Here is a 19091-nt window from a genome sequence, read left to right on the forward strand (position 1 = left end):
ACGCGTTGAGAGGGTGCTCATGGATATGGACGCCAACAACCAGCAGACGGGGGATATCCCCCGTCGCCGGGTTGCCTTACCGTTCGGATTCGTAAGCCAAAATGGCCGCAACCTCCGTAGTGCCCGATCGGATCCGCAGCTCGCACAGCGTGCTACGGGTTATCTATGCCAGTGATATTACCGTGGCACAAATAACCACCAGTTTTAACAGGCTCCGTTTGTTCGGCATCATGCCTTCTTCTCCTTGCCTCGCGGCGGGTAAGAGGCTAACTTAACGTTGCTGGCGTTAGAGTAGGCCTCGGGTTGATGAATATCGACTCGGGGCTTTTCTCTTTGTACCTTTCACGCAGACTCTAGATACAAAGATCCAGAGCACCCGCGCGCAGTATATTCATCCTCCCCGTTATCCCGATTCCTTTTTACTGACTCCGTTTCATTTCTGCGCAAAATTGCGCAAAGGCGTTGCAACAGACTGAAAATCGCCGCACGGATGGCGAAAAAAGAAATAAAAAAAGCGGCCCCCATACGATGAGAGCCGCTTTTTCAGCGAGGCGTGGCCAAGCGTCAGGCGTGTTTCTTGGCCGCCTGCAGGTACAGCATTTCCAGACCCAGGGTCGCCGCGGCCAGCGCGGTGATCTCGGACTGATCATAAGCCGGCGCCACTTCCACTACGTCCATGCCGACGATGTTCAGCGACTGCATGCCGCGCACCAGTTTCAGCGCGCGATCGGAGGTCAGGCCGCCGATCACCGGCGTGCCGGTGCCCGGTGCGAACGCCGGATCCAGACAGTCAATGTCGAAGGTCAGGTACACCGGCATATCGCCGACGATGCCCTTGATCTGGGTCAGCAGGTCGTCCACGCTGCGATCGTTCACCTGCGCGGCGTCCAGTACGGTAAAGCCATTGTCGTGATCGAACTCGGTGCGAATGCCGATCTGCACCGAGTGATGCGGGTCGATCAGGCCTTCGTTCGGCGCATGATAGAACATGGTGCCGTGGTCGAACTTGCTGCCGTTGGCGTAGGTATCGGTATGGGCGTCAAAGTGCACCAGCGCCAGCTTGCCGAAATGCTTGGCGTGCGCGCGCAGCAGCGGCAGGGTGACAAAGTGATCGCCGCCGAACGAGAGCATGCGCTTACCGGCCTTCAGCAGTTTCTCCGCGTGCGCCTGCAGCTTATCGCTCATGTCCTGCGCATCGCCGAAGTTGAACACGATGTCGCCGCAGTCAACCACGTTCAGACGATCGCGCAGATCGAAGCTCCACGGCCAACGGTTGCCTTCCCAGGCCAGGTTGGTGGACACCTGGCGGATGGCCGCCGGGCCATGACGGCCGCCGGCGCGACCGGAGGTCGCCATGTCAAACGGAATGCCGGTGATGACCCACTCTGCATCGCTGTCGTAAGGCATGAAGTTCAGCGGAAAGCGCAGGAAACCAAAGGCGTTGGACACTAATGAATTATCGGACTGATGGCCTAAGGTGCTCATAGTAAACCCTCGTAGTTCAACAAGTTGCCGGGCGCAGACGCCGGGCCGTTACAAAAAAAAATCCCTCCCGCGTCGTTAGCCCGACGAGAAAGGGATTTATTCGATGTGTGTTTCGGTGCTACCGATACGGCAGATTATGGCCGCATTTTATCCATGCTTCAAGAGGGCCGATATCGCCCCCCATGAAGAAGGCGGTTACTCGTCTTCCAGATACGTATAACCGTACAGACCGGCCTCAAACTCTTCCAGGAACTGCGCCTGCAGCTCGCTGTCCAGATCGGTTTCTTTGACCTGATCGCGGAATTTGGACAGCAGCGCGCTCGGATCGAGCTGCACGTACTCCAGCATATCCGCCACGGTATCGCCCTCGTCGGACAGCTCGGTCTCGACGCTGCCGTCCGGGAACACGTACACGTCAACCGAGGCGGTGTCGCCGAACAGGTTGTGCATGTTGCCGAGGATCTCCTGATACGCACCGACCATGAAGAAGCCCAGCGCCGGCGGGTTCTCCGGATCGTACGGCGGCATCGGCATGGTGGTCGCCACGCCGTCGCCGTCGACGTAATGGTCGATGGTGCCGTCGGAGTCGCAGGTGATATCGAGCAGCACAGCGCGGCCTTCCGGCGGTTTATCCAGCCCTTCCAGCGGCAGCACCGGGAACAGCTGGTCGATACCCCAGGCATCCGGCATCGACTGGAACAGTGAGAAGTTGACGTAGAACTTGTCCGCCATGCGCTCTTGCAGCTCGTCGATGATCGGGCGGTGTGCGCGGTTGCTCGGATCGAGCTGCTGCTGGATCTTGTTGCAGATGTTCAGATACAGCTGCTCGGCCCAGGCGCGCTTGGTCAAGTCCAGCATGCCGTGCGCGTATTGGGTGTGCACGTCGTGCAGATCCATCTGGCTGTCGTGCAGCCATTCGCGCAGCGAGCGGCGGTTCTCCGGCTCGTTCATTTCCAGCCAGGTTTCCCACATGCTTTCCAGCGCGCGCGGCGCGTCGGCTTCCGGCGGCTGCGGTTCGCTGAACTCGTTGCGCTCGACGCCGATCACGTTGGAGACCAGCACCGTGTGGTGCGCGGTCACGGCGCGGCCGGACTCGGTGATCACCGTCGGGTGCGGCAGGCCGTGTTCGTTACAGGCGTCGCCGATGCCCCAAATCACGTTGTTGGCATATTCGTTCAGGCCGTAGTTGACCGAGCAATCGGACTGCGAACGGGTGCCTTCGTAGTCGACGCCCAAGCCGCCGCCCACGTCGAAGCACTGAATGTTGACGCCCAGCTTGTGCAGCTCAACGTAGAAGCGCGCCGATTCGCGCACGCCGGTGGCGATGTCGCGAATGTTGGCCAGCTGCGAACCCAGGTGGAAGTGCAGCAGCTGCAGGCTGTCGAGGCGGCCCGCTTCACGCAGGGTTTCCACCAGCTTCAGCACCTGCACCGCCGCCAGACCGAACTTGGATTTTTCGCCGCCGCTCGACTGCCATTTGCCGGAGCCTTGCGATGCCAGACGCGCACGCACGCCCAGGCGCGGTATGACGTTCAGCCGTTCAGCCTCTTCCAGCACCAGGTTGATCTCGGACATTTTCTCGATCACCAGGTACACCTTGTGCCCCAGCTTTTCCCCGATCAACGCCAGGCGAATGTATTCACGATCTTTATAACCATTACAGACAATCACCGAGCGGGTCATGCCGGCATGCGCCAGCACCGCCATCAGCTCGGCCTTGGATCCGGCTTCCAGTCCCAGCGGTTCGCCGGAGTTCACCAGCGATTCAATCACGCGGCGGTGTTGGTTCACCTTGATCGGATACACCAGGAAATAACCGCCCTGGTAGCCGAAGGATTCACGCGCGCGTTTGAACGCGGCGTTGATCGAACGCAGGCGATGCTGAAGGATCTGCGGGAAGCAGAACAGCGCCGGCAGACGTTGGCCGTCTTTCTGGCGCGTTTTCACCAGTTCTGCCAGATCGACGCGCGCCTGCGGGACATCCGGATCCGGGCACACGCTGATATGGCCCAGCTCGTTGACGTCATAGTAATTGTTGCCCCAGTAGGCGACGTTATAAGTACGCAGCATCTTGCTGGCATTACGATCATTCATGGCAACCTCCTGCATGGAGCGCAAAGATAAAGACTCGCCCGCAACCGGCGGACGGTGAATCAACAGATCATCAGACATGGTTCGCCTCACATTCCCTACTGACGAAACCGTCAGCCACTATCGCAGCTACAACCCGCGAGAACAACCCAACAAGCCGCGCCGGCGGCAGCGAAGAGAACTGCCGTTCGCGGTCAGCGATCGGTTTATCACTCATATAATTGTAAGACACCCTGTTCAAACCTCGTGAATCGGGCCAAGAAACATCCCACAGGAAGGCTGCAGGCTACCCTTGTTCAGTTCTTCAGACGACCGTTAGCCGGCCCGAGAATCCTGAGTAGCGGCCAAGTGTTTATCGCACCTGGTAAGTGACAGAGAGACAAGACGGGAAATAGCAGAAGAATGTGCGCCAGAACGGCACTGCTGTTGAGAACCAACAACCGGTAGACAACGGATCATTAATCCAACCACCTCCACGCGCGCCGTTCGGAGTGAACGACCCAGCCTCTAAAAATAGTGTAAGAACGTGACCGTTCGATGAAGCGGCGGCGCTTACGGCGAACGCCCGCGACGGATAATAGCGCAACGCCGGCGAATGCAAAGCGGAAGTTAATCGCACCTTCCACCACGCCAGACCGCCGTACTGTGCAGCAAATGAACCGCGCGCGCAGTTTATACCGGTAAGCAGGTGAAAAAGCAAAATGAAAATTCGCCGAAAACTGTTTCAAGCGATGAAAATGGCGCCAACCCGTTTGCGCAAAAGAGCGAAAGCGCAAAAAATTACTGGCAATCTGGCTAAACCCTGACCTAAAATAGACGTCCAGATGTTAATCCATCTATACTGGTTAACTGATAAACTGCTTAACGGCTTTGCCTGAGGGGCGTTGCAGGATGCATCTCGCGCCATCAGCGGAAGACCCTTCGCTTCGATGCCGGATCTCCAGCGCTGTGCAGTAATTTCTAACCCGTCTTATGCAAGGTAAAGAACACAATGGCTAAACACCTCTTCACGTCCGAATCCGTCTCCGAAGGACATCCCGATAAAATCGCCGATCAGATCTCCGATGCCGTCCTCGACGCCATCCTGGAACAAGATCCGAAGGCGCGCGTCGCCTGCGAAACCTACGTGAAAACCGGCATGGTCCTGGTCGGCGGTGAAATCACCACCAGCGCCTGGGTCGATATCGAAGAGATCACCCGCAAGACCGTGCGCGAGATCGGCTACGTTCATTCGGACATGGGCTTTGACGCCAACTCCTGTGCAGTATTGAGCGCTATCGGCAAGCAATCCCCGGATATCAATCAGGGCGTTGATCGTACCGATCCTCTCGAGCAGGGCGCCGGCGATCAGGGCTTGATGTTTGGCTACGCCACCAACGAAACCGACGTGCTGATGCCTGCGCCTGTCACCTACGCGCACCGTCTGGTGCAGCGCCAGTCCGAAGTGCGTAAAAACGGCACCCTGCCGTGGCTGCGCCCGGATGCGAAGAGCCAGGTGACCTTCCAGTACGACGACGGCAAAATCGTCGGCATCGACGCCGTGGTGCTGTCCACCCAGCACTCTGAAGACATCTCGCTGAAAGATCTGCAAGAAGCGGTGATGGAAGAGATCATCAAGCCGGTACTGCCGGCGGAATGGCTGACGGCGGGCACCAAATACCACATCAACCCGACCGGCCGTTTCGTTATCGGCGGCCCGATGGGCGACTGCGGCCTGACCGGCCGTAAGATCATCGTCGACACCTACGGCGGCATGGCGCGCCACGGCGGCGGCGCCTTCTCCGGTAAGGATCCGTCCAAGGTTGACCGTTCCGCGGCTTACGCGGCGCGCTACGTGGCGAAAAACATCGTCGCCGCCGGCCTGGCCGATCGCTGCGAGATTCAGGTGTCTTACGCTATCGGCGTAGCGGAACCGACCTCCATCATGGTGGAAACCTTCGGTACCGAGAAAGTGCCAACCGAACAGCTGACGCTGCTGGTGCGCGAATTCTTCGATCTGCGCCCATACGGCCTGATCCAGATGATGGATCTTCTGCAGCCGATCTACCGCGAAACCGCCGCCTACGGCCACTTCGGCCGCGAGCACTTCCCATGGGAAGCGACCGACAAAGCCGCACTGCTGCGCGATGCCGCCGGCCTGAAATAAGCCCCGACATCAACATGAAAAACGGCGAGCCAAGGCTCGCCGTTTTTTTTGAACGGATGGGTGCTCATGGATCAACGCATCGACTGCCGGCCGGCGGAGGCAAAGCCCCCGCCGCCGGGTTGCCTTACCGTTCGGATTCGTAAGCCAAAATGGCCGCAACCTCCGTAGTGCCCGATCGGATACGCAGCTCACACAGCGTGCTGCGGGTTATCCATGCCAGTGATATTACTGTGGCACAAATAACCACCAGTTTTAACAGGCTCCGTTTGTTCGGCATCATGCCTTCTTCTCCTTGCCTCGCGGCGGGTAAGAGGCTAACTTAACGTTGTGATGCGTTAGAGTAGGCCTCGGGTTGATGGATATCGACTCGGGGCTTTTCTCTTTGTATCTTTCGCACGGGCTCCAGAGACAAAGATCCAGAGCACCCGCCCGCAGTATATTCACCTCCTCCTCTCTTCCCGCGTTCCTTTTCACGTTAAATGTCTTTCTTGCGTAGCGGCACGCAACGCCTTGCAAGGCGTTGAAAAAAGGCCCAGCAACGCTGGGCCCTTGATGGCGGAGAAAGCAAAGTAGGGATGAAGCTTACGACGTCTGCTTACGCAGCAGATAAACGAAGTACGGCGCGCCGATAAAGGTCGCCAGTAACCCTGCAGGGATCTGATACGGAAACAGCAGCATCCGCCCGCACCAGTCGGCAAATACCATCAGCAAACCGCCCAACAGCGCGGCGATCACCATCTGCGGCAGCGCGCGGCGGAAGCCCAACATGCGCGCCATGTGCGGCGCCATCAGCCCGACAAAGCTCAGCGGCCCCACGGTCAGGGTCGCCATGGCGGTCAGCGTGGCGGCCAGCAACAGAATGGTCAACCGCGCCGGCGTCAGCGCAATCCCCACCGAGCGGGCGGTGGCGCCGCCGAGCGGCAAGATGGTCAACCAACGGCGGCACAGCGGCGCCAATACCATCAGGCCGGCGGCCACCAGCGCGGTGCGCAGCGCCTGCGCCGGCTCCACCGAATAGGTTGAACCGGAGAGCCAGGTCAGTAAGCCCCCCATACGCGGATCGCCGCTGGCCAACAGCAGGAAGATGACGGTGGTAAAGGCGGTGCTGAGCGCGATACCGGCGAGCAACATGCGCTCAGTCGAGAAACCGCCGCGGCCTGCGGCGATCATGATGATCAGCAGCGTCGCGGCCGCCCCCAAACTGCCGGCGGGCAGCAGCCAAACGAAGGCGTCGCCCGGCACCATAAACAGCATCATCACGACGCCAAAAGCGGCGCCGGAGCTGATGCCCAACACTTCCGGGCTGGCCATCGGGTTGCCGGTCAATTTCTGGATCAACGTGCCGGCGACCGCCAGCATCATGCCCGCCGCCAGCGCCGACAGCGCCCGCGGCCAACGCCACGGCAGCAACGCGTCCAGCTCCGCACCCAGGCTCCAGTGCCAGCCGCCGGCGTTTTTGCCCAGCATCAGCGCCAGCGTCAGGCCGATCAATAGCACGACGCCGGCCAGCGCTGCCCAGCCAGGCAGATTCCCGCGTTCGGCAGGCACCTTGTCGCCAAGGTTCATCGGCGGCGGCGTAGCGGCGCTGCGCAAACGCGGCAGCAGCCACAACAGCAGCGGCGCGCCGAACAGTGCGGTGGCCGCACCGGTCGGGATCTCGCGCCACACCTGCGTCACCCCGAGCATCACCTGATCGGTCAGCCACAGCAGCAGCGCCCCCAGCAACGGCGCCAGCATCATGCGGTGCGCCAGGCGGCGCGCGCCCAGCATCTTCGCCATCAGCGGCGCAAACAGGCCGATAAAGCCGATAACGCCCACCGCACTCACCAGCATAGCGCTGAAGATAATGGCCACCCCCAGGGCGCAGAAGCGCGCCATCGACAGCCCCAGCCCCAGGTTGCGCGCCACGCCGTCGTCCAGCCCCAGCAGCGTCAGCGGGCGCAGCAACAGCGCCGCCAGCAGGCCTGCCACCAGCAAACGCGGCAGGAGGAACTGTACGGCGCTCCAATCCTGTTGGTTCAACGCGCCGGTGCCCCACAGGAACATGCCCTGCAGCTGATCGTAATGAAACAGCGCCAACAGGCTGTTGACCGCGCCGCAGTACAGCCCCAACACCAGCCCGGCCAGAATCAGCGTGACCGGCGACATGCGCTTGCCCCAGGCGACGCCGAACACCAGCCCGCCCACCACAATCGCGCCCACCATAGCGGCCAGCTGGCGGGTGAATTCGCCCCCCGGCAGCACCCACAGCGTGGCGATGGTCAGGCCGAGCTGCGCGCCGGCGGCCACGCCGAGCGTCGACGGTTCCGCCAACGGATTGCGCAACACCTGCTGGAACAGCACGCCGACCAACCCCAGGCCGGCGCCGGCCAACAGCGACACCGTCAACCGCGGCAGCAGGCTGTAATGGAACAGCATTTGCCGCACGTCGTCGATGTCCGGCGCGCTGAGCGCCCGCTCCCATTGCGCCGGCGGCAGTTGCTGCGTCAGGTTGTATATCGTCAGGCCACCTGCCGCCGCCAGCAACAGCAGGATCAGCGTCAGCGGCAATTTCCGGATGCCCGCATTCATGCCGCACTCTCCTGAGCCTGCGCCAACAGGCGGCAAAACCGCATCGTCGACAGCGTGGCGCCATAGAACCACACCGCCGGCACCTGCCGCAGCTGGTTTTGCCGCACGAAGGGCAATGACTGCCACAGCGGCGTCGCGCTGACCTTGTCCATCATCGCTTGATTGCCGTGATCGAGATAGATGACCCGGGCGTTACGCACCGTGGCCAACCGTTCAATCCCCACCACCGCCGTGCCCCAAAAGTCGGTTGGCTCCTGCCAGGCATTGCGGATGCCCAGTTGGTCCATCGCTTCCTGGAACAGGCTTTTCTGGCCGATGATCAACGCATGACGCGTGTCGATCAGTGAAAACAGCAGCAACGGTTGGTGGGTGTAGCTTTGCAGACGCTGACGCGCGTCCTGCATAAAACTGTCGAACTGCGCCAGGTGGTTTACCGCCCGGCTTTCTATGCCCAACCGCTGGCCCAGCGCCAGCAGCGACTGACGGGCGACGGTCAGCGGTTTGCCGCTGCCGTCGTTGAAGCCGAAGCTCATGGTTGGCGCGATGGGTTGGATTTTGCGCGGCGTCGGGCCATAGCCCTGCGACAGCAACACCAGCGAAGGCTGGAGCTGCTGCAGCAGTTCGAGGTTAGGTTCGGTGCGCTGGCCGACGTCGACCACCGTCGCCGGCAGCTTCGGCTCCGCCACCCACAGGTTGTAGTTATGCACATCGGCCACCGCCAGCGGCGTCACGCCCAATGCCAACAGCAGCTCGATCGGCAGCCATTCCAGCGCCGCAACGCGCGCGATATCCGGCGGCGTATCCGCCGCCCGCCCGGGCCACGATCCCAACAGCGGCGACAGCGCCAGCGCCATCAACAGACGGCGGCGCAGCGGATCGTGAGAAGAAGTGAATGCAGAGGACATCAGTAGACAAAACTCACCGGCGCGCCGCCGCTCGGATGCGGCAACGTGCCCATAGGAATACCGTAAATTTGCTCCAGCACCGGCCCCTGCATCAGTTCCAGCGGGCCGCCCTGGGCGATCATTTCACCGCCGCGCAGCGCCACCAAATGGTCGCAGTAGCGCGCCGCCATGTTGATGTCGTGCAGCACGGCGATCACCGTGAGATCGCGTTCGCGGCTCAGGCGCTGGATCAGCGTCAGCACCTCGACCTGGTGCGCGATGTCCAGCGCCGAGGTCGGTTCGTCGAGCAGCAGGCAGCGGCTGTCCTGCGCCACCATCATCGCCAGCCAGGCGCGTTGGCGCTCGCCGCCGGACAGGCTGTCCACCAGGCGGTTGGCGAACGGCTTCAGCCCCACCAGTGAAATGGCCTCTTCCACCAATTGGCGATCGTTGGCGCCAAAACGCCCCAGCGCGCCATGCCACGGATAGCGCCCGACGGCCACCAGTTCGCGCACCGTCATGCCTTCCGCCGCCGGCAACTGCTGCGGCAGGTAGGCCACCTGGCGGGCGAAGGATTTGCTGTCCCACTGCGCCAACGGCTGCCGATTGAGCAGTACCTGGCCGCCGCTGGGCGCATGGTGCCGCCCGAGCAGTTTCAACAGGGTGGATTTACCGGAACCGTTATGGCCGATCAGGCCGCAGACGTTGCCCTGGGGAAAACTGAGCGACAGCGGTTGCAGCAGCACCCGGCCGGGGACGGCGAAACTGGCGTTATCCAGCGCGAAGGTCGCGCCGGGATTAAGAAGTTTGTCCTGCATAGATCCTGCTTTGTCCGGGGCGACGCGGCGCCGCCCCGGCTATCCGGTTAGAAACGGAAGGTTGCGGTGGCGACCACCTGGCGTTCTGCGCCCCAGTAGCAGCCATAGGTAGCAAAGCAGCTGGAGACATATTCTTTGTCAAACAGGTTGTTCACATTGATGCCAATCGAAGAGCCCGGCAAATTGAAACGCGCCAGATCATATTTTATCGCGGCATCAAACACCGTGTAGTCCTTCACTTTAAACGTATTGGCCTCGTCGCCATAGCTGGAGCCGACATAGCGAACGCCGGAACCCAAGGTCAAGCCGCTGATCGCGGTTTCATGGAAGGTGTAATCCGCCCACAAAGAAGCCATGTGTTTAGGGATCGCCGCCGGCGTGTTGCCCTGTAGCGTAGTGTCTTTGGTATATTCAGTGTTTGTGTAAGTGTAAGAACCCAATATATTCAGATTGGCCGTCAACGCCGCTTTGGCTTCAAGCTCAACACCACGTGAACGGATCTCACCGCCCAATATACTGGCGAAGGCATGTTCGGGATTCGGATCGGCCACTTTATTGTTGGTTTTAGTCAACTGGTAAAGCGCCAAACTGGCGGTGATCGGACGATCCTTAGGTGCGTATTTAACCCCAGCCTCATACTGTTTGCCTTTAGAGGCAGCAAACGTATTACCTGAAAAATCAGTGCCTGAGGTTGGCTCAAACGATTCGCTGTAGCTGACATAAGGCGCGATGCCGTTTTCGAAAACATAGTTCAAGCCAGCACGGCCGGTAAACTGTTTATCCTGCTGCTTAGAGACGGAATTCTGGTTCAGGCGATTGGTGCTGTTGGTATCGCTCCAATCATAGCGCCCCCCCATCGTCAGAACCCAGTTGTTCCATTCAGCCTGATCTTGCACATACAGGCCGGTCTGCTCCTGACGGTTAACCTGACTGGCGCCACCGGTAATGGTATAGCTTCGATTGCCATATTGTGGAGCAATGACATTCAGATTGGATGCACTGCCATATTGATAAACGACATCATTGCGCATACGCATATAATCAACGCCCATCAACACGATATGGTCAACTTGCCCGGTAGCAAATTTGGCCTGCGCCTGTGTGTCTACTGCAAAGCTGGACATATGCTCTTTGGAGTTCATCACACCACGCTTCAGCTCCGCGGAATTATCTGGATCAATGCCTAAACCATAAATAGAACGGTAGTCCACATCCATTTTCGAATAGCGCAGGTTTTGGCGCACGGTCCAAACATCATCGAAAGCATGTTCAAAGGCATACCCCACCATTTGCTGCTTGCGAGAAATGTTGTTATAGCCCGGCTCACCATCGTTGAAGCTGGTTGGTAACTTACCATTGACGCCATTTTGCACCGTACCTTCTTTCGGCAACCAACCATAGAAGCCAACGCTAGGGTCATCCTGGAAACTGCTGAGGAAAGTCAAAGAAGTGCGATCATCAGGTCGCCAGCTGAAGGAAGGAGCAATAGCATAACGTTTGCTTTTCTCGCCAACCTGCTGCTGATCTTCATCGCGCGCCACACCTGTCAGACGATATGAATAAACACCCGCATCATCCAAGGCGTCACTGAAGTCAAAACCGGTCTGGAACAGATTATCTGTCCCCATTTTGAATTGAACCTCGCGCAGCGTCTCTGTTGTCGGCCGTTTACTGACCAGAGCGACCACCCCACCTGGGTTGCTTTTGCCATACAATACCGAAGACGGCCCGCGCAGCACTTCCGCCCGCTCCAAGAAGTATGGGTCGATCTGATAAATCGAATAGTTATCGTCCTGCAGCTTCAGACCATCCAGGTACATATTGGTACCTACAGAGCTGAAGCCACGAATGTTCACAGCATCATAGGCAGTGGAGGCTCCGCGATTCCCAATCATCACACCTGGGGTATAAGCCAGCGCACTTTTCACCGTATCCGGCTGGCGCATGTCCATCTCTTCACGCGTCACCACGGAAACGGACTGCGGATTCTTTTCGATCGGCGTATCGGTTTTGGTGCCGGTGGCGCTGCGTTTGGCGACATAGGTGCCGACCGGCCCCCAGGCGCTTTCCTGCTGGGCGGCATTACTGCCGCCCACAACGGTAATCGTGTCTTCCTTGGCGGACGATTTGGCGTCGGCGGAAAAGGCCGGCATCGCCAGCGTGCCCAGCGCCGCGGCGACGGTGATCGCTAACGCGCTGACGGGGAGGCGGCCCTGCTTGGCCGCGAATGATGGAAGACGCTTGGTCGGCATAGTTGATTTCTCTGATGAATAATTAAATGACGAATGTAAACGATAATAATTATTATAAGCGTCGCATTTTATGCAGAAGCCAAATTAAACTGCAAGCCGAATTCATAGGGCAAATAGGTTAAGGATTAGACGCTTAGCCTTGCGGTTAGCAGGGAAATAAAACGAGCAGAAAAATAAAAAAGCCCGCAACCAAGGTTACGGGCTTAATAACAAAGAAAAAACTTTCACCGGGGCCGATGCCCCGGTAGCGATTACTGGCCGAACATATCCTTGATCCAGCCGGCGACGCCATCGCCATCTTTTTGCTCACCCGCCGCCGGTTGTTGCTGTTGCTGCTGTTGCTGCACCGCCGCCTGGCTGGCCTGGCACAATCCCTGCGGATTGTCGGTCCAGACCGGGATGGTGCGCCAGCTGCCGCCGCCGCAGATAAAGTTGCCGGCAGAGTCGATGCTCATCTGGTTAATGCCTTCCGGCGGCTGCAGCATCAGCGGCAGCGGCGTCTGGTTTTCCAGATAGCGGCGATACAGGGTCAACGCGCCGTTGGCGCCGGTCAGCTTGGCCGGGCCGTTGTTATCGCGCCCGACCCAGGCGATCGCCACTTCCTTGCCGTCGATGCCGGCGAACCAGCTGTCGCGCAGATCGTTGGTGGTACCGGTTTTCGCCGCCAGGTTGTAGTTCGGGAACTTCACCGACAGCGAGCGGGAGGTCCCGCGCGCCACGCCCTGCTGCATCGCGTACAGCGTCAGGTAAGCAGCCTGCGCCGGCACCATGCGCTCCGCCTGCGGGAAGCTCTGGTACAGCACCGTGCCGTCTTCGGCGATCACCGAACGCACCGCCGACAGCGGCGCACGGTTACCGCCGCTGGCGATGGTCTGGTATTCCTGCGCCACTTCCATCGGCGTCAGGCCGATCGCCCCCAGCAGCATCGAAGGCACCGGATTGATCTCCGCTTTCGGGATCCCCAGGCGTTGCAGCGTGGCGCTGATCTGATCCAGCCCGACCGACAGGCCGAGGTTCACCGTCGGCACGTTCAGCGAGTTGGCCAACGCATCCACCAGCATCACCTGACCGCGGAATTTGCGATCGTAGTTGTTCGGCTGCCAGACGGCGCCGTTCGGCTGTTTCAGCGACAGCGGCGCATCCGCCAGCCAGGTGTTGAGACGGTATTTATCCGGTTCGGACAGCGCGGTCAGGTACGTTGGCGGCTTGGCCAGCGAGCCGACCAGGCGTCGCGCCTGCATGGCGCGGTTGAAACCGGCGAACTGCGGGTTGGCGCCGCCGACCATGGCGCGCACTTCACCGCTGAAGCGATCGACGATCACCATCGCCGCTTCCAGATCCTGCAGGTGACGCGCGGCGCGCAGCGCCGGGATGCCGTCTTCGACCGCTTTTTCCGCCGCGTCTTGCGACACCGGATCCAGCGTGGTGAAGATCTTCACGCCGGACAGGTCATTAACCTTATCGCCCAGCCTGGTTTGCAGTTCCTGACGCACCATCTGCATAAACGCCGGCTGTGGCGTAATGACGCCGCCTTTCGGCTGTACGCCCAGCGGACGCGCGCTCAGCATGTCATACAGCTCGCCGTCGATCACCCCCTGGTTCTGCAGCAGTTTGAGCACCAGATTGCGGCGTTCCAGCGCCAGTTTCGGGTTACGCCACGGGTTATACAGCGACGCGCCCTTGACCATGCCGACCAGCAACGCCTGTTGATCGAGGCTCAGCTCATCCACCGGGCGGCCGAAGTAGTACAGGCTGGCCAGCGGGAAACCGCGGATCTGGTCGCTGCCGCTCTGTCCGAGGTACACCTCGTTCAGATACAGCTCCAGGATGCGGTCTTTGCTGTAACGGTAATCCACCAACAGCGCCATATAGGCTTCGTTGGCCTTACGCCACAGCGAACGTTCGTTGGTCAGGAACAGGTTCTTCACCAGCTGCTGCGTCAGGGTACTGCCGCCCTGCACCGCACGGCCGGCGGTCAGGTTGGCCAGCACCGCGCGGCCGATGGAGTATGGGCTGATGCCGTCATGCTCGTAGAAGTGGCGGTCTTCCGTGGCGATCAGCGTGTCCACCAACAGATCCGGGAAACCGGAACGCGGCACGAACAGGCGCTGTTCACCGTTCGGCGACTGCAGCATGGTGATAAGACGCGGATCGAGGCGGAAGAAGCCGAAGCTGCGGCCGCTGTCCAGGTTTTCGATCTTCGCCAAACGGTTGTTCTGGAAATCGAGGCGGGCGCGGATCTGCCCCTCTTTACCGTCCGGGAAGTCGAACGGGCGACGCAGCATCTCGATGCTGTTGGCCTGCACGGTAAACTCGCCCGGACGCGTCATGCGGCTGACCTGGCGATACTGCATGCCTTCCAGCAGGTTGACCATCTCCTTCTTGCTGTACGGCATCCCCGGTTCCAGGTTGACCATGCGGCCGTACACCGCCGCCGGCAGCTGCCAGACTTTGCCGTCGATGCGGCTGCGGATCTGCGAGTCCAGGTAGACGCCATAGATCGCCAACAAGACGGCGAGCACCAGGATCAGTTTGATAATCAGGCCGAGCCAGCGGCGTTTTTTACGCGGCGGAGTCGCTTTTACCTTACGCGGCATGCGTTCCTCCTCCTCTTCATACTCATCATCGTCATACTCGTCTTCTTCGTAATCGTCATAATCGTCGTCTCGGCGACGGCGCGGCGGCTTGCGCGACGCGGTGCTTTTTGGTTGTTTTCCTTTGCGCCCGATGGGCTCGCGGTCATCCCCAGCCATGGCTGTTGTTCTCCGAGCTTGCCGACACTGCCGGCCATGATTAGTCGCTTAATCTGTGCCGACGCCGCAGCGCTGACCAGAAGAAACATCTGAATTCCAAACCTTGAATGATCGCGACCTACTGATATTTCTTCGTTCGGCGCGTCGGTACCGCCGTGGCCGGATCGTCCGGCCACACGTGTTTCGGGTAGCGGCCCTTCATCTCTTTTTGCACCTCGCGGTAGGCGCCTTGCCAGAAGGCCGCCAGATCGCCGGTGATTTGCAACGGCCGGTGCGCCGGTGAGAGTAACTCAAGCACCACCGGGATGCGACCCTCCGCCAACATTGGGCTGCGCTGCTCGCCGAAAACCTCCTGCAAGCGCACCGCCAGCGCCGGCGGTTTACCGGCCTCATAACGGATCGGCAGGCGGCTGCCGGTCGGCACAGTGTAATGAGTGGGTAACGCATTATCCAGCCGCTGCTTTTGCTGCCAGTCCAGCAGGCGGGACAGCGCCTCGGCGATGTTGACCTGCTTCAAGCCGCGCAGATCGCGCACGCCGTTCAGCGACGGCAACAGCCACTGCTCCAGCGCCGCCAGCAGCGGCTCTTCATCCATCGCCGGCCATTCCGCCTCCGGCAGCCAGGCTTGCGCGCACTGCAGGCGCACCCGTAATTGTTCAGCGGCGCCCTCCCAGTTGAGCACCGCCAACCCCTGCGCGCGCACCCAGTCGAGCAGCGCCTGCTGCAGCTCTTCGTCCGCCGGTTTGGCCAGCGGCTGAGCGCGCAGCGTCAGACGACCGATCTGCTGGCGTTTCCAGGCGCGCAGCGTGCCCTTTTCTTCATCCCACTCCACCGCCGTGCGCTGCATGACCATCGCCGGCAGCTGCGCCGCCAGCGCTTCGATGTCCACCGGCAGCGCCAGCAGGATACGCGCATCGGGGCTGTTGTGGCCCTGCAACAGGCTGGGAACGATCAGCCAGGGGGCGCGCGACAGCGCCTCGTCCTGATTCATCGCCGCGCCCAGGCCGTTGGCCAGCAGGTAGCGGCCGTCCTGGCCACGCCGCTGGGCGATGCGATCGGTAAATGCCTGTGCCAACAGACGCGGCGCCAGCTCGACGTCGACTTGCCCCGCACGTTGCGGCAGGCGTTTGGCCAACTGCGCGGCGCGCTGCCGCCAGTTCGCTTGCGGGCGGCTCAGCCAATAACCGATATCCATCTGCCCGCCGCGCGGCGGTTCTTCCAGCAACGCCGCCAACAATGCCGCCGTCGCCAGCCCGTCGGCGCTCAGCGTCGCGCCGGCGACCAGCATCGCCGCCAACCGCGGCTCGCACCCCAACGCAGCCATCTGGCGCCCCGGCGCGGTGAGTTTGTCGCCGTCATCCGTAGCCCCCAGGCGGCGCAACAGCGCCCTGGCCGCCGTCAATGCCGCCGCCGGGGGCGCATCAAGCCAGGTCAGTTGCGCCGGATCGTGGCAACCCCACTGCAACAGTTCGAGCCAGAAGCCGGTGAGATCGCTCTGCAAAATGTCCGGTTCGGCATGTTCCGCCGCGCGCTCCGCCTGTTCTTTGGCGAACAGATGCCAGCAAAGGCCCGGCTCCAGGCGCCCGGCGCGCCCGGCGCGCTGCACCATCGAGGCCTGACTGATGCGCTGCGTCGCCAGCCTCGTCAAACCGTTGCGCACGTCGTAACGCGCCACGCGCTCCAGACCGCTGTCCACCACCAGCCGAATGCCCTCGATCGTCAGGCTGGTTTCGGCGATGTTGGTCGCCAGCACCACCTTGCGGCGACCAGGCGCCGCCGGCTGAATCGCTTTTTGCTGTTGCGCCAGAGGCAAAGCGCCATACAGCGGGCAAAGATCGGTATCGCTCGCCACCTCGCCGGTCAATCGCTCCAGCACCCGATTGATCTCCGCCACGCCCGGCAGGAACAGCAGCAAAGATCCCGGCTGTTCGGCCAGCAACCGCTTCACCGCCGCCGCTACGCCGTCCTCCAGCCGCTGATGGCTGGCCAACGGCTGATATAAACGCTCAACCGGGAAGCTTCTCCCCTCGGACACCACTACCGGCGCTTCCGGCAGCAACTGCGACAGGCGAGCGTTATCCAAGGTGGCCGACATGATCAGCAGCTTCAGATCGTCGCGCAGCCCTTGCTGCACATCGAGCAGCAACGCCAGCGCCAGATCGGCCTGCAGGCTGCGTTCGTGGAATTCATCGAGGATCACCAACGACACGCCCTGCAGCTCGGCATCCTGCTGCAACATGCGGGTGAGAATGCCTTCCGTCACCACTTCCAGCCGGGTCTGCGGCCCGCTTTTACTTTCGGCGCGCATGCGGTAGCCCACGGTCTGGCCGGGCTCCTCCCCCAGTTGCTGTGCCAGGCGGTAAGCGACGTTTTTCGCCGCCAGCCGCCGCGGCTCCAGCATGATAATGCGCCCCGGCAACCCGGCCTTCGCCAGGAGCTGCAGCGGCAGCCAGGTGGATTTACCGGCGCCGGTCGGGGCGTGCAACAGCACCTGAGGAGCGGACTGCAACGCAGCCAGCAACTCATCAAGCACCGCGCTGACGGGCAATGAAGACACTGAACTCTCCGTGGTGGTTAACGATAAACGGCGTACAGTGTAGCATTAGCTTTGTCCCCGTAGCCTTTCAAACTGCGGCGTCGTTAGCTATAGTACGGAGCTCATTCGTGCGCCGCGCCCCTCGCGGGGCCGCTGCCAGCAACGTTTACCGCTGTTCCCGACCGTTTTGTCATGCATTTGCCGAGCCCTTATGTCCAATTCGCGCCGCCTGTTTTTTGCCCTGTCCTTGCCTGACGCCCTGCAACAGCAGGTGATCCGCTGGCGCGCCGAGGCGTTTGCGCCGGAGGCCGGCCGGCCGGTGGCTGCGGCCAATTTGCATCTGACGCTGGCGTTTCTCGGCGAGGTCACCGCGCAGAAAGAGCAAGCGCTGCGCAAGCTGGCCGGCCGCATCGTACAACCCGGGTTCAGCATGCGGCTCGACGATCTCGGCCATTGGCCGCGCCCCGGCGTGGTCTGGCTCGGCACCCGCCGCGCGCCGCGCGGGCTGCTGCAGCTGGCCGAGCTGCTGCGATCGCAGGCCGCCCGCAGCGGCTGCCATCAAAGCGCGCTGCCGTTCCATCCGCATGTCACGCTGCTGCGCGCCGCTACCCAGCCGGTGGCGATCCCGCCGGCGACGCCGGGCTGGGCGTTCAGCGCCGACGCCTTTTCCTTATATGAGTCGGTGTTCGAAAACGGCCGCACCCGCTATCAACACCTCGAACAGTGGCCGCTGGCCAAACAGGCATCCGCATGATTTTTTCTCCACCGCTGCGTTCCGCCACGCTGATCAAACGTTACAAACGCTTTCTGGCGGACGTGATCACCCCGGAAGGGGAAACCTTTACGCTGCACTGCGCCAATACCGGCGCCATGACCGGCTGCGCCACGCCCGGCGACACCGTTTGGTACTCCACCTCGGACAATCCCAAGCGCAAATACGCTCACAGCTGGGAGTTGACCCATACCCAACAGGGGCACTGGATCTGCGTCAATACCCTGCGCGCCAACGCGCTGGTGCGCGAGGCAATTGAACACAATTTAATCAATGAATTATCCGGTTACAGTAAAATCAGCGGCGAGGTGAAATACGGCGGTGAAAACAGCCGTATCGATTTGTTATTACAGGCAGAAAATCGGGTTAACTGCTATATTGAAGTTAAGTCAGTCACATTACTGCAACAACAACGTGGTTACTTTCCTGATGCGGTAACGCTCAGAGGGCAAAAGCACCTGCGTGAGTTGCTCAGCGTGGTTGAAAGCGGGCAACGGGCGGTGTTGTTCTTTGCCGTGTTACACAGCGGTATTGAGCAGGTCGCACCGGCACATCATATAGATGAGCGCTATGCGGCGCTGTTGGCACAGGTCCGGCAGTTGGGAGTGGAAGTGGTTTGCTACGGGGCAAAATTATCACCTGACGGTATTTATCTCTGCGATAAGCTGCCGTTTTTTATCGATTAGCGCAGTCGGGTCCCTATAAATAGACAACCGGCCAGCACGATCGCCAAATACGCCCTCCTTCACACGATTGTCAAGCGGGCGACAGGAATAATTGCCA

The 19091-nt window shown here is 60.8% G+C and carries 13 protein-coding genes and 1 pseudogene; 3 read left to right on the forward strand and 11 right to left on the reverse strand.

What is annotated here, in order from left to right:
* Positions 1–76 precede the first annotated feature (76 nt).
* From J0F90_RS20360 to J0F90_RS24930, 4 genes and pseudogenes are all read right to left on the reverse strand, one after another.
* Positions 77–229, reverse strand: a pseudogene (locus tag J0F90_RS20360) (Hok/Gef family protein).
* A gap of 335 nt (positions 230–564) precedes the next feature.
* A complete protein-coding gene (gene speB / locus J0F90_RS20365; protein ID WP_004937606.1) occupies positions 565–1485 on the reverse strand; it encodes an agmatinase in 921 nt (306 codons plus the stop codon).
* Between the two features lie 195 nt (positions 1486–1680).
* Complete coding sequence (gene speA / locus J0F90_RS20370) at positions 1681–3657, reverse strand: biosynthetic arginine decarboxylase (protein ID WP_028127388.1); 1977 nt, start codon at positions 3655–3657, stop codon at positions 1681–1683.
* A gap of 234 nt (positions 3658–3891) precedes the next feature.
* Complete coding sequence (locus tag J0F90_RS24930) at positions 3892–4035, reverse strand: hypothetical protein (protein ID WP_464017219.1); 144 nt, start codon at positions 4033–4035, stop codon at positions 3892–3894.
* A gap of 532 nt (positions 4036–4567) precedes the next feature.
* On the opposite strand from J0F90_RS24930, the gene metK reads away from it, so the two are divergent.
* A complete protein-coding gene (gene metK, locus J0F90_RS20380) occupies positions 4568–5722 on the forward strand; it encodes a methionine adenosyltransferase (protein WP_016926681.1) in 1155 nt (384 codons plus the stop codon).
* A 124-nt stretch (positions 5723–5846) separates the two neighbouring features.
* On the opposite strand, the gene J0F90_RS20385 is transcribed toward metK, so the two are convergent.
* The 7 genes from J0F90_RS20385 to hrpB all read right to left on the reverse strand — a co-directional run bounded on the left by J0F90_RS20385 (position 5847) and on the right by hrpB (position 17557).
* Entirely contained in the window at positions 5847–5999 is a 153-nt protein-coding gene (locus J0F90_RS20385; RefSeq protein WP_004937610.1) for a Hok/Gef family protein, read from the reverse strand.
* Between the two features lie 305 nt (positions 6000–6304).
* Positions 6305–8293 (reverse strand): Fe(3+)-hydroxamate ABC transporter permease FhuB, encoded by a 1989-nt coding sequence (fhuB, locus tag J0F90_RS20390; RefSeq protein WP_033639414.1) that lies wholly within the window; start codon positions 8291–8293, stop codon positions 6305–6307.
* Complete coding sequence (gene fhuD / locus J0F90_RS20395; RefSeq protein ID WP_033639413.1) at positions 8290–9198, reverse strand: Fe(3+)-hydroxamate ABC transporter substrate-binding protein FhuD; 909 nt, start codon at positions 9196–9198, stop codon at positions 8290–8292. The genes fhuB and fhuD overlap by 4 nt, the downstream gene beginning before the upstream one ends.
* Positions 9198–9995, reverse strand: a complete 798-nt coding sequence (fhuC, locus tag J0F90_RS20400; RefSeq protein ID WP_033639412.1) for a Fe3+-hydroxamate ABC transporter ATP-binding protein FhuC — start codon at positions 9993–9995, stop codon at positions 9198–9200. The genes fhuD and fhuC overlap by 1 nt, the downstream gene beginning before the upstream one ends.
* Positions 9996–10042: 47 nt before the next feature.
* Entirely contained in the window at positions 10043–12247 is a 2205-nt protein-coding gene (gene fhuA, locus J0F90_RS20405; RefSeq protein WP_033639411.1) for a ferrichrome porin FhuA, read from the reverse strand.
* 251 nt (positions 12248–12498) lie between these two features.
* Complete coding sequence (mrcB, locus tag J0F90_RS20410; protein ID WP_016930056.1) at positions 12499–15000, reverse strand: bifunctional glycosyl transferase/transpeptidase; 2502 nt, start codon at positions 14998–15000, stop codon at positions 12499–12501.
* 118 nt (positions 15001–15118) lie between these two features.
* A complete protein-coding gene (gene hrpB, locus J0F90_RS20415; protein ID WP_170913144.1) occupies positions 15119–17557 on the reverse strand; it encodes an ATP-dependent helicase HrpB in 2439 nt (812 codons plus the stop codon).
* A 190-nt stretch (positions 17558–17747) separates the two neighbouring features.
* On the opposite strand from hrpB, the gene thpR reads away from it, so the two are divergent.
* Positions 17748–18290: an RNA 2',3'-cyclic phosphodiesterase gene (thpR, locus tag J0F90_RS20420; RefSeq protein ID WP_016930058.1), complete on the forward strand. Its 543-nt coding sequence runs from the start codon at positions 17748–17750 to the stop codon at positions 18288–18290.
* Positions 18287–18994 carry a DNA/RNA nuclease SfsA gene (sfsA, locus tag J0F90_RS20425; protein WP_004937572.1) on the forward strand — a complete coding sequence of 236 codons (708 nt, stop codon included), beginning with the start codon at positions 18287–18289 and terminating at the stop codon, positions 18992–18994. Before thpR ends, sfsA begins: the two co-directional genes overlap by 4 nt.
* Positions 18995–19091: the final 97 nt, after the last annotated feature.

Source organism: Serratia marcescens subsp. marcescens ATCC 13880, assembly GCF_017299535.1.
GTDB classification, from domain to species: domain Bacteria; phylum Pseudomonadota; class Gammaproteobacteria; order Enterobacterales; family Enterobacteriaceae; genus Serratia; species Serratia marcescens.

Excerpts from the sequence above, each read along its gene's own strand:
- speA (WP_028127388.1), bottom strand. The coding sequence starts at position 3,657 with ATGTCTGATGATCTGTTGATTCACCGTCCGCCGGTTGCGGGCGAGTCT.
- metK (WP_016926681.1), top strand. The coding sequence starts at position 4,568 with ATGGCTAAACACCTCTTCACGTCCGAATCCGTCTCCGAAGGACATCCC.
- sfsA (WP_004937572.1), top strand. The coding sequence starts at position 18,287 with ATGATTTTTTCTCCACCGCTGCGTTCCGCCACGCTGATCAAACGTTAC.
- fhuA (WP_033639411.1), bottom strand. The coding sequence starts at position 12,247 with ATGCCGACCAAGCGTCTTCCATCATTCGCGGCCAAGCAGGGCCGCCTC.
- J0F90_RS24930 (WP_464017219.1), bottom strand. The coding sequence starts at position 4,035 with ATGATCCGTTGTCTACCGGTTGTTGGTTCTCAACAGCAGTGCCGTTCT.
- fhuC (WP_033639412.1), bottom strand. The coding sequence starts at position 9,995 with ATGCAGGACAAACTTCTTAATCCCGGCGCGACCTTCGCGCTGGATAAC.
- J0F90_RS20385 (WP_004937610.1), bottom strand. The coding sequence starts at position 5,999 with ATGCCGAACAAACGGAGCCTGTTAAAACTGGTGGTTATTTGTGCCACA.
- mrcB (WP_016930056.1), bottom strand. The coding sequence starts at position 15,000 with ATGGCTGGGGATGACCGCGAGCCCATCGGGCGCAAAGGAAAACAACCA.
- thpR (WP_016930058.1), top strand. The coding sequence starts at position 17,748 with ATGTCCAATTCGCGCCGCCTGTTTTTTGCCCTGTCCTTGCCTGACGCC.
- fhuD (WP_033639413.1), bottom strand. The coding sequence starts at position 9,198 with ATGTCCTCTGCATTCACTTCTTCTCACGATCCGCTGCGCCGCCGTCTG.
- fhuB (WP_033639414.1), bottom strand. The coding sequence starts at position 8,293 with ATGAATGCGGGCATCCGGAAATTGCCGCTGACGCTGATCCTGCTGTTG.
- speB (WP_004937606.1), bottom strand. The coding sequence starts at position 1,485 with ATGAGCACCTTAGGCCATCAGTCCGATAATTCATTAGTGTCCAACGCC.